Origin of the sequence: Bacillus sp. FSL L8-0528, assembly GCF_038593085.1 — a bacterium.
GTDB classification, from domain to species: Bacteria; Bacillota; Bacilli; order Bacillales; family Bacillaceae; genus Bacillus; species Bacillus paralicheniformis.
The window spans coordinates 3381285-3395572 of sequence record NZ_CP151961.1 but is presented as its reverse complement, the minus strand read 5'-3'; the positions used below and the strand labels follow the sequence as shown (position 1 = coordinate 3395572).

Here is a 14288-nt window from a genome sequence, read left to right as displayed (position 1 = left end):
ATGAAAAGGAAATATCATTTTCGTTACGGTTTTCTTACGGTCTTGTAAATGAAGCTTTCCACCTCTCGAGAGCTTCCAGGCCGGCTTTTTCTTTCAGCTGTTTTTCCGCCGTTCGGATGCCTTCTTCAATGGCCGCGCAGTATCCGAATAAATAATAGCGCAATGCGGCATTCATGATGACTTGTTTTCTTTCGTATTCAGTATCTGCCGATTCGTCTCCGGCGAGAACGGCTGTTATTTTTTCCGCCTGTTCCTCAGCAGACAGCGGTTTGTTGAGCTTTGCTTCATCTGCGTAAAGTCCGTATTTTTCCGGTTTTAATATAAAGGAATCGATCGCGCCGCTTTTTATCGTAAACACAAAGCTGCCTCTGTGGACCGGCACGTCTTCCGAGCCTTCCGCCCCCTGGACAATGAACACTTCTTTGTACGTCAAGCGCTGAAAAACGGGATGCATTTTCTGAATGGCCGTCCGGTGAAATGCGCCCAGCATGAGCCTGTCGGCATCAGAGAAGTTGACCAGTTTTTCTGCTGTATTCAGCACGGTGCGGACGCCGATCTCTTCGCGGATTTTCCTCATGCGAACAAACGGTTTGCAAAATGTTTCAGCGGCCGCGAATCCGATTGAGGCCTCTTCCAGTGTGTGTGCCGTTTGCGCAGGATCAGTCTCAGAGGGGATTCCGAGTTTGTCCAGGACATCTTTTACGCTCGTTCCATATTTGGGCGGCAATGCATCACTGCCGTGGAGAAACGCGGGGATCCCGTTTCCTGCGAGAAGGAGCGAGACGGGAATGGTTGCTAAAAAAGAATGTCTTCCTGTGTAAGGTCCTGCAAAATCGATGACCGCATCTTTTACAGCTTTGGAAAGGTTCAGTGTTTTCGAGCTTTTCCGCAATGCTTCGGTAAACGCGAGCAATTCCTCAGGGGACTCTGTTTTCATCCGCTCCGCTATTAAGAATGCGGCGGTCTGGACGGGGCTGGCATTTCCCGTAACGATCGCTTCTGCAGCCTGTTTGGCCTCTTCATAAGTTAAATCGCGGGCGCCCCTTTTTCCTCTTGCGACTTCTTTAATCCACTGTTGCAATGTGAACGCTCTCCTTTACATGCTGATCTTTCTTATGACTTTACATGAAAATGGAGAAAAGGAACAGCCGAGATTGTCGGCTTAATGATTGATAGAAAATATGACGATTTTCTGGATTGGCCGTGTAGATTTAGGTATTTTAACTGAAAACATGCTGAAATTTAGAGGATTTTTCAATGCCATCAATGCTGTAATCATTTAATATGTTAAAAAAGTTAACATGAAAAAGGGGATGATCAAAAATGGGAATGCCGGCTTACAAAACAGAAGACGTGAACAAGAATGAAAAACGCAAAAAAGAATTTCCGCATATTTATGTTATTCTGGCTGTCATGATTGGTCTAATGGCGCTTATGACATATGTGATTCCGGCAGGCGAATATGAACGGGTGAAAAGTCCGGACGGCAGGGAAATGATTGATCCGGCGTCCTACAAACGGATCGAACAGACGCCGGTTGATATCTTGGGATTGCTTACGGCGGTTCCGAAAGGGATGACAGAAGCGGCTCCGATTATCGTGTTTACATTTGTGATTGGCGGCGCTTTTGCCGTTCTGCGGAAAGCGTCTGTCATTGAGCTCGGCGTCCGTCTGCTGGCTGATCAGTTCAGGAACAAACCGGTTTTCGTTACGCCTGTCTTAATATTTGTTTTTTCCGGCATTTCCTGTTTTATCGGGACGCCTGAGCTTTCCATCGTTTACGTCCCTGTCATTCTTCCTCTGCTGCTGTCTTTCGGATATGACCGGATGACAGCAGCAGCAATTGCGTTGTGCGGGACGATCGCCGGCTTTACAAGCGCTTTGACAAACCCTTTTACCGTGGGGACCTCACAAATGATTTCCGGTCTCCCGCTTTATTCAGGGATGGGGTACAGGGCGGTCATCTTTGTTGTCATTACGGCGATTGCCGCGGTATATGTGCTCAAATATGCGGAAAAGGTCAGGGCGTACCCTGAAAAAAGCCTGACGGGGAAAGAAGCAGTCGAAGCGGTGCCTGCTTTTAAAGCAAGCGGACGGGTGAAATGGGCCGGCATCGCGGCGCTTGGGTTGTTTGCCGGCTTGATTGGCTGTGTCATTTATTTCAGGTGGGATATGCTGACAATGGCGGGCTATTTCCTAGCGCTCGGCATCATTCCTGCTTACATTGCCGGCATGAGCTCGAGAGACATTGCCGAGTCCTTTAATGAGGGCTTTAAAGAAGTGCTCGTCGGGGCGATGATTTGCGGCATTGCAAGAGCTGCTGCCGTCGTTATGGCCGACGGGCAGATCATGGATACGATTGTTTACGGCTTGTCCCATGCGGTCTCACAGCTTCCTTCTTATTTAACGGTTACAGCGATGCTTTTTACACAGATGCTGTTTAACTTTTTTGTTCCAAGCGGAAGCGGACAGGCTTTAATTATGATGCCGATTATGGCGCCTTTGGCTGATATTGTCGGAATTACTCGGCAGACGGCGATTCTGGCTTTCCAATTCGGCGACGGTTTTTCAAACATCGTCTTTCCGACATCGGGTTACTTTATGGCGACGCTTGCGATCAGCCGGATTGCCTGGAACAAGTGGCTGCGATTCATCCTTCCGCTGTTTTGCCTCTGGATGGGAGCGGCCGTGCTTTTCCTGATGTTTGCTAACGCTGTCGGCTGGTCGTAAATAGATAAAAAGGCGGGGGAATCCTCCGCTTTTTTATTTTCCCATCATTCCTTCAGAAGAAAAAATATGCAAAAATATGAAAAAACTAGACTTTGAACCTATCTGTGGATATACTAATTTAGTAATTGTTCGAATTTAAGATTGTCCGATATTTTCGGGCTTTAAGGAAGGTATCCGCGGATGAAAAAGATGGCCAGATTGTATATTCTCATGCTGAATGTGTTCATCGTTATGCTTGGTATAGGCTTGATTATTCCACTCATGCCTACGTTTATAGAAGAATTCGGCGCGTCAGGCAGCACACTCGGATTGCTGATTGCGGCTTCGGGGATTACCCAGCTGCTGTTTTCGCCCGTTGCCGGGGAAATGACCGATAAATACGGAAGACGGAAAATGATCATTTTAGGCATTGGGGCGTTTGCGGTTTCCCAGCTGCTTTTCGCCTTGGCGAGCCAGATGTGGCTGCTGTTTGTTTCCCGCCTTCTCGGCGGAGCGGGGGCGGCGTTTTTGGTGCCGGCCATGTTTGCCTACATCGCTGATATCACATCGGAAAAGGATCGAAGCAAAGGGATGGGGCTGATCAGCGCCGCGATGTCTCTCGGCTTTGTCATCGGTCCGGGAGCAGGCGGATATTTGGCTGCGTTCGGGCTCACTTTCCCGTTTTACGTGTCAGCCGGATTAGCCGGCTTGGCGACGGTTTTATCGCTTCTTGTCCTTCCGGAAACGCTCAGTCAAGAAAAGATGCTTGAAAAGCGCCGCTCCGCTCAAAAGCGCGAACCGCTTCCTAAGCAAATGGCGCGCGCGCTGCGATCACCGTATGCTTTTCTGTTTGTCCTCGTGTTCATCCTGAACTTCGGGATCATGAATTTCGAGGCGGTATTCAGCCTTTATGTCGATCATAAGCACGGCTTTACACCGGGAGACATTGCCTTTGTCATTACAGCGGCAAGCTTGATCGGCGTGTTCGTCCAGGCGGTGGCCCTCGGGATGCTGACGAACCGCTTCGGCGAAAAAAAGCTGATGAACATGACGCTGATCGGTTCAGCCGCAGCGCTAGCCGTCTGCTCGATTGCCGGTTCGTACTGGCTCGTTTTCGGAGCAACGATTGTTTTCTTCATGCTGACGTCCATCCTCCGTCCGGCGATTAACACGCTGATTTCAAAAATGGCCGGTGATGAACAGGGCTTTGCCGCAGGCATGAACAATGCGTTTATGAGCCTTGCCAACATTGTCGGACCGACGGTGGCCGGTCTGTTATTCGATGTGAACGTGGAAATTCCATATATTTTTGGTGCGGTCGTTCTCGTGCTCAGCTTTTTGGCGGCAGTCAGCTGGGGGCGGAAGCAGCAGGCGCGCGCAATTCCCGAAAAAGTATAAGGGAGCCGGCACATATGCCGGCTTTTTTCTATGGTGAATGTCTAATCATCAGCCGGTATGGCTTAACTTTCTCGATTGCCGCTGTTGGAGTTTCTCACAATCCAAGCAGCATTTGAATTCTGAGCGCCAGTCTCAAGCGCAGGGTCGTGTCCGCGTCTTTCAGGCTTTTCCCGAGCAATTCTTCGCATTTTTCAAGCCTGTAGATGACGGTGTTTCTGTGGACGTACAGGCGTTTGGCCGTTTCGGAAATCTGGCAGTGCGTTTCCAGATAGACGGACAATGTTTGCAGGAGCCCCTGGTCATCCTTCGGCAGGCTGGCAAGCTGATGCAGCGCATGCGTGTAAAATGTCTTCAAATCATCAGCCGGAATCATGCGCAAAAGCTCAGAGACGTCTTTCATATGGTACGTCTGGATGAACTCGGTGCTGCCGGACAAATGGCCGGAGTGGAGCGCGTCGACGGCTTCTTTGCAAATGTGCGGAATGTCGCTCAGCTGATGGCTGAGGTTGCTGATTCCGAAAGAGATCGTCCGCTGGAAGTGTTCCGCTGCATGGCGCTGAAACGTCTTTAAAAATCCGCCGACGGCTGCATTCAGTTCAGCCCAGCTGTCCGTCGCCTCGGCCAGCAGGAAGCATACGTTTCCCTTTGTGAAAAGGTGCGGAGGAAACGGGAAGTAAACCAGCTCTTCTTCCAGGCGTTCGAACACGGAATCTGATTCTAGCTGATTTTCCGTGAAGCTGAGCGATTTTTCGCGGCGGTCCAATTTGCCCGCAATGCACACATATTTTTGATCCCACTTGAGCTGAAATTCTTTGGCTCGGTTTTTAATTTCTTCAGCGGAGGAAAAGGCGCCGTCCAAAAAATTGCTGAAAAACTCGTTCCGCGCTCTTCGCAAATATTGTTTGAGCGCATTTTCCTTCAGCAGCTCAAAGGCGATGACATTGGCGGCTTGTTCGAGGGTTAACAGCAAGCCTTTGTCTGAAGCGGAAATCATCCCGCAGACAACGAGGAAGCCGCATTTTTTTTCATGAGTATAGATCGGAAATACCGAATAAGTTTGTTTGTCGGGAAGCGTTGAAAAACAGGTGAGCCCCGTTCTGTTTCCTTTTTGAAATATTCCTTCATAATGCGACAGCGTCCCGGCGGCATCCGCTTTTGAGGAGGCGATCGGCTTGAGATGCTGATTGAATAGAAGAACGGGAAGCTTCAAAACAGCAGAGACGTTATGCAAGAGCGATTGAATGCTTTTTCCGCTCATAATATGGGTTGTGAATTTTTTTTGGGCGGCGATGGCCTGTTCGAGTTCTGCCGTCCGTTTGTCTAAAATATGGCTCAGTGTATGATTGACAATATCACCGAGGCGGACATCTTCATTTAGCTCGATGATCGGAAAGGACCGCTCGTCGGCAAGCTTGATCACCTCGTCGGGTATTTTCTGCAAAAAGCGCGTTTTGATGCCGAGTCCGGCGCAGCCCCGCCTGATCATCCTTTCAATCAATTCCTTCAATAAAAAAGGCCGGTCTTTTAAATGGTATGCGGTCGTGACGAGGAGCTCGCCATGATGCAGATAATCGGCAATATCTGGCGCATCCATCATATTGATGTGTTCGATGTTCCGGGTCCCTCCCGTTTTTCCGGCGGCAAGCGTTGCGCCTTTAAACACGGGGAGTTTCATCATGTCATAGATATTCATTGATCTGTACAGACCTCCTTTGTCATTTTAGTCATTATCAACAAAAAATGAGCGGATTTGTGACATTTATGCCGATGTTTATTTTTCATGTTACCAGTAAACTTGTATTTATATAGAGAGTTGTAAAGAAATATAACAAGAAAATAGAAAGGAAGTTTCTTTACATGACCATTGGTATTCATAAGACCGGAGAAAATACAGCCCGCAATATCGAAGACATGATCAATTGGCTGGCATCATTCGGAGAAAGCGGAGAAGGAGGGGTGACACGGCTCCTTTATTCAAAGCCATGGCTCAGCGCCCAGCAGTCGTTAAAGGAAAAGATGGAGGGCTGGGGAATAGAGCCGTACTTCGATGATGCCGGAAATCTGTTTGGGAGAATAGAAGGTACAGAGAATCATGCGAAAGCGATCCTGACCGGTTCACACATTGACACGGTCATCAACGGAGGGAAATTCGACGGAGCATACGGGATTTTAGCAAGTCTTTTGTCTGCCAAACACCTTCTGGATACGTACGGCCGGCCGAAAACGTCGATCGAAGTCGTGTCTTTGTGCGAGGAAGAGGGAAGCCGTTTCCCCTTGACTTTTTGGGGATCGGGGAATTTAACGGGCTTGTTTGACTGTCAAAAGACGCCGGCTGTGCACGATCAGAACGGAGTATCGATCGAGCAGGCGATGAAAGATTGCGGTTTCGGAAAACGGCAGTACAGGCGCCCGTTCAGGCGTGACGCGAAGTGCTTTATTGAGCTTCATATTGAACAGGGGAGCATTCTTGAGGAGAGCGGCCGTCAAATCGGCATTGTCACAGACATCGTCGGACAAAGGCGGTTTACGGTTATGGTCAAAGGAGAAAGCAACCATGCCGGAACGACGCCGATGAATGCCAGAAAAGACGCGGTGGCCGTCTCGGCATTGTGCATTTCCTATTTGACGAACAAAGCTAAAGCCGCTTATCCGCATTTAACGGCAACGGTCGGCAGGATTGAAGCAAAGCCGAATGTGCCGAATGTCATATCAGGAGAAGCTGTTTTTTCTCTTGATCTCCGCCATCATCAAGAAGCGGTGTTGGACCGGTACTGCGACGATATTTTTGCTTATTTCACAGAGCTGGCCGGCGAATGGAACGTTCAGATCACAGTTGAGCAGACGACGGAAGCGAAGCCTGTGAGGATGGATCAGGACTTGATCCAACTCTCGAAGCAGTCGGCCGAGGAGCTTGACGTGTCCTATCAGGAGATGGTCAGCGGGGCGGGGCACGATGCCCAGGTTTTCGGCACGCATTGCCCGACGTCGCTCTTGTTCGTTCCGAGCCGGAACGGCATCAGCCATTCGCCGGAAGAATGGACAAAACCGACTGATCTTGCAGCCGGCGTTGAGCTCTTGACCGATTTATTATACAGGCTGGCATATGAATGAAAGGAGAAAAAGATCATGACAATTGGCGAAATGAATATTCCGAAACGAACAATTATGACTCCCGGTCCTGTTGAGGTTCATCCGAGAGTGCTGAGGGCGCTTTCCTCACCTGTACTGGGACAATTCGATCCTGCATTTACAGACATGATGAACGACGTCATGGCGCTGCTCCGGCAGATTTTCCGAACGACAAATAAATGGGCATTTCCGATAGACGGGACATCGCGGGCCGGGCTTGAAGCCGTCCTTGCCAGTCTCATCAAACCGGGGGACCGGGTGCTCATTCCCATTTTCGGACGGTTCGGCTATCTGCTGGAAGAGATTTGCGAACGGTACCGGGCTGATGTTTATACAATGGAATGCCCGTGGGGAGACGTTTTTGAACCGAAAGAGATCATCTCTGAAATCAAACGGACGAAACCGGAGATTGTCGCGGTTGTGCACGGCGAGACATCGACTGGATGCATTCAGCCGCTCGAAGAAATCGGCCGGGCCTGCCGGGAGCTTGATGTGCTTTGTGTAGTCGACGCGGTGGCTACTATCGGGGGGACGGATGTCAATACGGATGAATGGTGCCTTGACGCGGTCGTCGGAGGTACGCAAAAGTGTTTATCCGTTCCTTCTGGTATGGCGCCGATCACATTTAACAGCCGGGTTGAAAAGCGCATCAATGAAAGGAAAAAGGTAGAACGGGGCATTGCTACAAGAGAAGATATCGAGCTTGAAACAGGACGCTTGCCGATTTCCAGCAATTATTTTGACCTCGGCATGCTGATGGATTATTGGAGCCCGAGGCGCCTCAATCATCATACAGAAGCGACTTCGATGCTGTACGGTTTGCGCGAAGGAGCGCGGGTCGTTCTTGAGGAGGGTCTCCGCGAGCGATTCTCAAGACACCGGCTGCATGAAGCAGCGCTAATCAAGGGCATCAAAGCGATGGGACTCGAATTGTTTGCGGAAGGCCATAAAAAGCTGCCGACCGTCACTTGTGTGAAAGTGCCTGATCGGGTTGACGCGGATCTTGTCAGGAAGATGATGCTCGACGACTTCGGCGTCGAAATCGCCAGCTCTTTCGGGCCGTTGGCCGGAAAGATATGGAGAATCGGAACGATGGGGTACAGCTGCCGGAAAGAAAATGTTCTTTTTACATTGGCAGCTCTCGAAGCGATTCTCATTCGCACAGGTGCTTCTGTATCGCCGGGAAACGCGCTTCAGGCGGCTCTGGATTTCTATCATGAGTAGGCTAATCTCATGAAAACGTTTGACTTGAACGGCGCTTCCGTCGTGTGCTCAGAAGGCGTAAGGAAAACCGATAGGCGTCAAAAACGGGATGATTGCTGAAGTTTGGCGTGCATGACGGCGGGCGTCAATACATTTTTAAGGCGGAACACGGCTAAACGAAAGAGAAGCAAAAGCGGTTCACTAAAGCGCAAAAAACAGCATGTGATTATGCTGTTTTTTTTTGTGATGACCAGAAAAAATAATTTTGCGACATCAAATTTTCAATTATAATTTGAAAATTTTTGCAGAGGTTTATGCTATATTAGACTTGTGAATAAATGATAGGAGGTATCAAGGTAGAAGAGAAGGAAATAATGACAGCGCCTCCAACCGCTAGCAAAAGAAGATATTGCAAAACAGACAATTATCCCCTTCTCCGTTTATTCTTTAGCGAGAAACATAAGATTAAACTTACACTGATCAACCTCATGAGCCTGCTTCCTCAGAAAATAAAGATTATCTATCTCGTGAACGCCTTCAGGTTCGGTGAATAAACGGTTGTCCCGAAAAGCCGGAATACATAAAAATAGGAACTCAATGCTGTGCTTAGAAAAATTTATTTTAAGGAGAGAATAATGAAGCAAAAACGGTTCGGAATTTTGTTCTTAGCTCTTTTCTTGTTACTGTTTAATACAGCTTCACAAGCGGCTGATCCAAATCAAAAAACAACTGAAGAAGTACTCCTCGACGCCTTTGATAAGTTTGGTTTAGTTAGTTCTGTGATTGGAAAAACAGACCCAGTTATATCAATAGGTCTTGATGATACTAGAAGCGAAGAAAAACTCCGAGAATACTTAGATGAGAACTTACCTCCAGAGGCAAAAGAGAAATACGAAATTGAAATTATTAAAAGAAACGTTGAAGAAATGAAGAAGGAAATCCGTGAGAATCAAAAACAAGAGAACTAATCAAAAAAAGCAGGCTGAGAGGCCTGCTTTTCCGTGGTTTGTGTAAGTCTCTTCTGGTGCAATGCGATCGATCTGTGCCTATTCCAACGATTTTAAATAACCCGCCAATACAGAATCGATCCTTTCAGCCGTCAGCCTTTCGGGGTCCATGATCAAATGAAGCGCCAGCCCGTCGACAAGGGCGTACAGGTGCTCGGTTTCCTTTAGAACATCGATCCCCGGTTGGGCGCCGGTATTCACCAGCATTTCTACAGCCGATTTACAGGCTGAATAAATGCCTTCATTCATCTCCTTTCTTAACGGTTTGAGCTCCGGATCGCTGAGCGATTTGGCCGTAAATGCATACCATGCCTCCATTTCCAGTTTTCGCTCCTCATCAAGAGGCATAAGCTGAAAAAGAAGCTGTTTGACGTTCTCAGCCGGTGTACCGTTAAATGTCATGCTCTCGATCCGCGTTTTGACCCGGTTTGCCACAAGCCTCATTGAATAAATGAAAAGCTCAGACTGTTGGGGAAAATAATGGCGCATCGATCCGGCCGAAAGTCCGGCTTCCTTAGCGACATTTCTGACGGTGCACTGTTCAAGTCCATCTCTGTGAATCACCTTCCACACCGCTTCGGCAATTTTTTCTTTTTGTTTTTCGTGATCAACTATTTTTGGCATACACACATTATAACACGGGTGTATTATTTAATACATCTGTGTTATAATTTTTTAGTACAAATGTGTTAAAAAGAGAGGCGGATAAAAGGTGATTGGTTTATTGATTATAGCTTGTGAGATCGGTTTTTGGATTTTTATTTTGCTTGGCCTTATTTTTCGCTATATGGCAGGCTGGAAAAAGGCTGGTTTGATCATGTTTGCATGCACACCGGTTTTGGATTTGCTGCTTTTGGCTGCAACGGCGCTTGATCTGTACAATGGGGCGCAAGCGGATGTTTTGCACGGCATCGCCGCTGTTTATATCGGCGTCAGTATCGCGTTCGGGAGCCGCATGATCAAATGGGCGGATGAAAGGTTCGCCTATCGCTTTGCCGGCGGTCCGAAGCCTGACAAAGGCCCGCAGTACGGCAAGGAACACGCCAAAAAAGAGCGCAAAGGCTGGTTGCGGCATTTTATCGCATGGCTGATCGGGGCGGCGCTGCTGGCCGGGATGCATCTGTTCATCGGCGACCCGGAAAGAACGGAACCGTTAATCCGCATCGCTTCTTTATGGTCGATCATCCTTGCCATCGATTTTCTGTACAGTTTCAGCTTTACCCTTTTTCCGAAGAAAGCCCGTTAAAAGAAGCCGGATGTCCGGCTTCTTTTTCATGTTCAAGTATCCCGCCGCTGAAAAAGGAAATGCTACAAGCAGACCTGGATCAAGTTTTCGAAAAAAACCTGTGATAAACTAAAAGAAGAGGTGAACTGCATTGATTTATATTGGATTAACAGGATGGGGGGATCATGACAGCCTGTATCCGCCCAAGACAAGCAGTCAAAACAAGCTGACCCACTATTCGGCGCATTTTCCGATCGTCGAGCTTGATGCGAGCTTTTACGCGATTCAGCCCGAGCGGAACAATGAAAAATGGGTGAAGGAGACGCCGGAAACCTTTCAGTTTATCATTAAGGCATATCAGGGAATGACGGGGCATCAGCGCGGGGAAATCCCCTTTGAAACGAAAGACGACATGTTTGCTGCTTTTAAGCTTTCGTTAACGCCATACATAAAAGCGGGCAAGCTGGCGATGGTTCTCTTTCAGTTTCCGCCATGGTTTGATTGCAAAAAAGAAAACGTCAATTACTTAAGATGGGTAAAAGAGAAAATGGGAGATATACCGTGTGCGCTTGAATTCAGGCATCGGTCATGGTTTATGCCCCAGTTTTACGACAAAACGCTCGCTTTTATGGAGGAACAGCAATGGATTCACAGCATTTGCGATGAACCCCAGGCGGGCGAAGGCAGCATACCGACGGTTCTTCATGCGACTGACAGTCAAAAAACGCTCGTCCGTTTTCACGGCCGCAACAAGGAAGGCTGGTTAAGGCCGTCTTCCGGGCAAAATTGGCGTGAGGTCAGATATTTATATTTATATAATGAACAAGAATTAAAAGACTGGAAGAAAAACCTTGAGCTGCTTGAACAGCAGTCGAAAAACGTTTACGTGCTGTTTAATAACAATTCAGGCGGTGATGCGGCTCAAAACGGGAAGCAAATGAAGGAGCTGCTCGATATTGAATATAAAGGGCTTACGCCAAGGCAGCTCGATTTATTCAGCTAGAAAAGAGGACTTATTTTATGGAATATCTTATCTTGATCATACTCGGATTTATCGCGGGAACCATCGGCAGTCTTGTCGGGCTCGGCGGAGGGATCGTCATCGTTCCCTCGCTCCTTTTTCTGGCGGGGTTGCCGACGCTGTTTGACCATGTGACACCGCAAATGGCGGTCGGCACATCGCTGGTTGTCATCATATTTACAGGGCTTTCTTCAACGCTTGCGTATATGAAGTATAAAACCGTAGATTATAAAAGCGGTCTTATTTTTTTCATCGGCTCGGGGCCGGGCAGCATCGCAGGTGCCCATGTATCGACATATTTCAGCTCAGACTCGTTTTCTCTATGGTTCGGGATTTTTATGATTCTCATTTCCCTTTCCTTAATGATAAAGAAAAGGGTGAAACCTGCCGAGAAAAAGCATACGGGCGTTATCAGAACGTTCACAGGAGATGAAGGACAGGAATATACGTATTCATATCATCCTTTAGCCGGAATCGCGATCGCCTTTGTTGTCGGCTTCCTCGGCGGGCTTTTCGGCATCGGGGGCGGCTCGCTGATGGTGCCGGCGATGATTCTTCTGTTTTTATTTCCGACAAGGGTCGCCGTTGCGACATCGATGTTTATTATTTTCCTTTCATCTGTCGCGGGCTCTGCCGGCCATGTCATCGCGGGCCATGTCAACTGGCTTTATGCGCTCGCATTGATCCCGGGCGCCTGGTTTGGCGGACAGCTCGGCGCCTACATTAATAAAAAGATGCAGACAAAGACGATCGTATTGATCATGAGGTTCGTATTGATCATCATCGGAATCAGATTAATCTATCAAGGCGTGTTTAGTTAAACGTTAGGGAGAGATTTGCATGACGGAAAAGCTCCATATTTACCATACGAACGATTTGCACAGCCATTTTGAAAACTGGCCGAAAATCGTTGATTATATTCAGACACAAAGACAAAAACATGAAGAGCGGGGGGAAGAAGTGCTTTTGTTCGACCTCGGCGATCATGTCGACAGATTCCATCCGATATCTGAGGCCACCTTCGGAAAAGCGAATGTGGAGCTGTTGAACCGTCTGCAGTATGATGCTGCAACGATCGGAAATAATGAAGGAATTACACTGCCGCATCAGGAGCTGGATACACTTTATGACAACGCTCAGTTTCCTGTCGTTGTTTCCAATTTATTTGACGAAAAAGGGAAGAGGCCCGGCTGGGCAGTGCCGTATGTGCTCAAAAAGGTGAAGAACGGCGCGACTCTTGCCATTCTCGGTGTGACAGTCCCGTATTATCCGATCTATCGACAGCTTGGCTGGACGGTTGCAGACGCATTTGAAAGCATCGGCGAGATGCTCAGTGAAATCAAAGGAAAAGCCGATACTGTCATCCTTCTTTCACACCTCGGCATTTTGGATGATCAGCGCGTCGCGGAGGCTTTTCCCGAAATCGACCTGATCCTCGGCTCGCATACCCATCACCTGCTTGAAGAAGGGATGATGATAGACGGTGTTATGCTGGCCTGCGCCGAAAAATATGGGAACTATGTCGGTCATGTTGAACTGACGTATAACGGAACGCTTGAGAACATCACAGCAACCGTTATGAAGACGGCAGAGTGGAACGAAGAATCAGAGGAGACGATTCGTTTTCTGAAGGAAAAAGAGAAAGAAGCTGGACATCTCCTTGAAGAAGAAATTGCGACATTGGACAACACCCTTGAAACCGCCTGGTTCCGCAGAAGCGCCCTTCCGCAAATGCTGGCAGACGCCTTAAAGGAATGGTGTGAGGCGGAAATCGGAATGGTCAACTCAGGCATTGTACTGGAATCTCTTTCACAAGGCGCGGTGACGAAAGCGGATGTTCACCGCATCTGTCCGCATCCGATTAATCCGGTCAAACTGAAGCTGACGGGACGTGAGCTGAAAGAGGTCATCCTTCATGCATCATCGGAAGAAACCGAGAAACTGCGCATTAAAGGGCTCGGTTTTCGCGGCGAAGTGATGGGAAAAATGCTGTATGCCGGCCTTGACCCGGAAAAGCTCTCTGTCAACGGAGCGGACATTGAAGATGATGTGTTCTACACGATAGCCACGATTGATATGTTTACACTCGGAACGCTGTTTCCGGCGATCCGCGATGCGGAAGATATCGAGTACTTTATGCCTGAATTCCTGCGCGATCTGCTCGCCTGGAAGCTTAAAAAAGCAAACCGGTTCTAATACAGATGGTTTAAGATTCGGGGCAAACCGGAACATGTCTCCCGCTTTATCATACATTAATGGTAAAGGAGGGATCTCGATGGTAAATTTAACTCCGATTATGATAGAAGATCAGCCGTTTACGGCTGTAACGGTCAAACTGCCGAAAACGAACTTTATGGCGGTAACCAATGACCATGGATATATTATGTGCGGAGCGCTTGACGTCGCCCTGCTGAACGATAAATTAAAAGAACGGAAGATCGTCGCCGCCAGAGCCGTCGGCGTGCGGACGATCGATCAGCTTCTCGAAGCCCCGCTCGAATCTGTAACCGATGCGGCCGGAGAGCTCGGCATCCATCCCGGAATGAGCGGAAAAGAAGCCCTTTTAAAAATGGTGAAATAAAGTTGTCTGATTGAA

The 14288-nt window shown here is 48.3% G+C and carries 13 protein-coding genes; 10 read left to right on the top strand and 3 right to left on the bottom strand.

Features of this window, described 5'->3' with window-relative positions:
• Positions 1-34: 34 nt before the first annotated feature.
• A complete protein-coding gene (locus MHI30_RS17385) occupies positions 35-1081 on the bottom strand; it encodes a glycosyl transferase (protein WP_075751325.1) in 1047 nt (348 codons plus the stop codon).
• Between the two features lie 242 nt (positions 1082-1323).
• Between MHI30_RS17385 and MHI30_RS17380 the strand changes: the two genes are divergently transcribed.
• A complete protein-coding gene (locus MHI30_RS17380) occupies positions 1324-2730 on the top strand; it encodes an AbgT family transporter (protein WP_075751324.1) in 1407 nt (468 codons plus the stop codon).
• A 180-nt stretch (positions 2731-2910) separates the two neighbouring features.
• Entirely contained in the window at positions 2911-4107 is a 1197-nt protein-coding gene (locus MHI30_RS17375) for an MFS transporter (protein WP_075751323.1), read from the top strand.
• Between the two features lie 94 nt (positions 4108-4201).
• On the opposite strand, the gene MHI30_RS17370 is transcribed toward MHI30_RS17375, so the two are convergent.
• The gene (locus tag MHI30_RS17370) at positions 4202-5800 is read right to left on the bottom strand and encodes a PucR family transcriptional regulator (RefSeq protein ID WP_075751322.1); all 1599 of its coding nucleotides are present in this window, start codon (positions 5798-5800) and stop codon (positions 4202-4204) included.
• 164 nt (positions 5801-5964) lie between these two features.
• Between MHI30_RS17370 and allC the strand changes: the two genes are divergently transcribed.
• From allC to MHI30_RS17355, 3 genes are all read left to right on the top strand, one after another.
• Positions 5965-7218: an allantoate deiminase gene (gene allC, locus MHI30_RS17365; protein ID WP_075751321.1), complete on the top strand. Its 1254-nt coding sequence runs from the start codon at positions 5965-5967 to the stop codon at positions 7216-7218.
• A gap of 15 nt (positions 7219-7233) precedes the next feature.
• Positions 7234-8460: an alanine--glyoxylate aminotransferase family protein gene (locus MHI30_RS17360; RefSeq protein ID WP_075751320.1), complete on the top strand. Its 1227-nt coding sequence runs from the start codon at positions 7234-7236 to the stop codon at positions 8458-8460.
• Between the two features lie 614 nt (positions 8461-9074).
• The gene (locus MHI30_RS17355) at positions 9075-9407 is read left to right on the top strand and encodes a hypothetical protein (RefSeq protein ID WP_167564557.1); all 333 of its coding nucleotides are present in this window, start codon (positions 9075-9077) and stop codon (positions 9405-9407) included.
• Positions 9408-9485: 78 nt separating this feature from the next.
• Here MHI30_RS17355 and MHI30_RS17350 read toward each other — a convergent pair whose 3' ends face one another.
• On the bottom strand, positions 9486-10070 hold the full coding sequence (locus tag MHI30_RS17350; protein ID WP_145651715.1) for a TetR/AcrR family transcriptional regulator: 585 nt from the start codon (positions 10068-10070) through the stop codon (positions 9486-9488).
• 88 nt (positions 10071-10158) lie between these two features.
• Here MHI30_RS17350 and MHI30_RS17345 point away from each other — a divergent pair, with 88 nt between their 5' ends.
• The 5 genes from MHI30_RS17345 to MHI30_RS17325 all read left to right on the top strand — a co-directional run bounded on the left by MHI30_RS17345 (position 10159) and on the right by MHI30_RS17325 (position 14273).
• Positions 10159-10692, top strand: a complete 534-nt coding sequence (locus MHI30_RS17345; RefSeq protein ID WP_075751317.1) for a hypothetical protein — start codon at positions 10159-10161, stop codon at positions 10690-10692.
• 130 nt (positions 10693-10822) lie between these two features.
• Complete coding sequence (locus MHI30_RS17340; RefSeq protein ID WP_075751316.1) at positions 10823-11674, top strand: DUF72 domain-containing protein; 852 nt, start codon at positions 10823-10825, stop codon at positions 11672-11674.
• A 17-nt stretch (positions 11675-11691) separates the two neighbouring features.
• Positions 11692-12513, top strand: coding sequence for a sulfite exporter TauE/SafE family protein (locus MHI30_RS17335; protein WP_075751315.1), 822 nt, complete (start codon positions 11692-11694; stop codon positions 12511-12513).
• A gap of 19 nt (positions 12514-12532) precedes the next feature.
• Positions 12533-13888, top strand: coding sequence for a bifunctional UDP-sugar hydrolase/5'-nucleotidase (locus MHI30_RS17330; protein WP_075751314.1), 1356 nt, complete (start codon positions 12533-12535; stop codon positions 13886-13888).
• Between the two features lie 79 nt (positions 13889-13967).
• Positions 13968-14273, top strand: a complete 306-nt coding sequence (locus MHI30_RS17325) for a DUF1805 domain-containing protein (RefSeq protein ID WP_003184991.1) — start codon at positions 13968-13970, stop codon at positions 14271-14273.
• The last annotated feature ends 15 nt before the right edge of the window (positions 14274-14288 follow it).

Excerpts from the sequence above, each read along its gene's own strand:
- MHI30_RS17330 (WP_075751314.1), top strand. The coding sequence starts at position 12,533 with ATGACGGAAAAGCTCCATATTTACCATACGAACGATTTGCACAGCCAT.
- MHI30_RS17355 (WP_167564557.1), top strand. The coding sequence starts at position 9,075 with ATGAAGCAAAAACGGTTCGGAATTTTGTTCTTAGCTCTTTTCTTGTTA.
- MHI30_RS17350 (WP_145651715.1), bottom strand. The coding sequence starts at position 10,070 with ATGCCAAAAATAGTTGATCACGAAAAACAAAAAGAAAAAATTGCCGAA.
- MHI30_RS17325 (WP_003184991.1), top strand. The coding sequence starts at position 13,968 with ATGGTAAATTTAACTCCGATTATGATAGAAGATCAGCCGTTTACGGCT.
- MHI30_RS17375 (WP_075751323.1), top strand. The coding sequence starts at position 2,911 with ATGAAAAAGATGGCCAGATTGTATATTCTCATGCTGAATGTGTTCATC.
- allC (WP_075751321.1), top strand. The coding sequence starts at position 5,965 with ATGACCATTGGTATTCATAAGACCGGAGAAAATACAGCCCGCAATATC.
- MHI30_RS17370 (WP_075751322.1), bottom strand. The coding sequence starts at position 5,800 with ATGAATATCTATGACATGATGAAACTCCCCGTGTTTAAAGGCGCAACG.
- MHI30_RS17360 (WP_075751320.1), top strand. The coding sequence starts at position 7,234 with ATGACAATTGGCGAAATGAATATTCCGAAACGAACAATTATGACTCCC.
- MHI30_RS17380 (WP_075751324.1), top strand. The coding sequence starts at position 1,324 with ATGGGAATGCCGGCTTACAAAACAGAAGACGTGAACAAGAATGAAAAA.
- MHI30_RS17335 (WP_075751315.1), top strand. The coding sequence starts at position 11,692 with ATGGAATATCTTATCTTGATCATACTCGGATTTATCGCGGGAACCATC.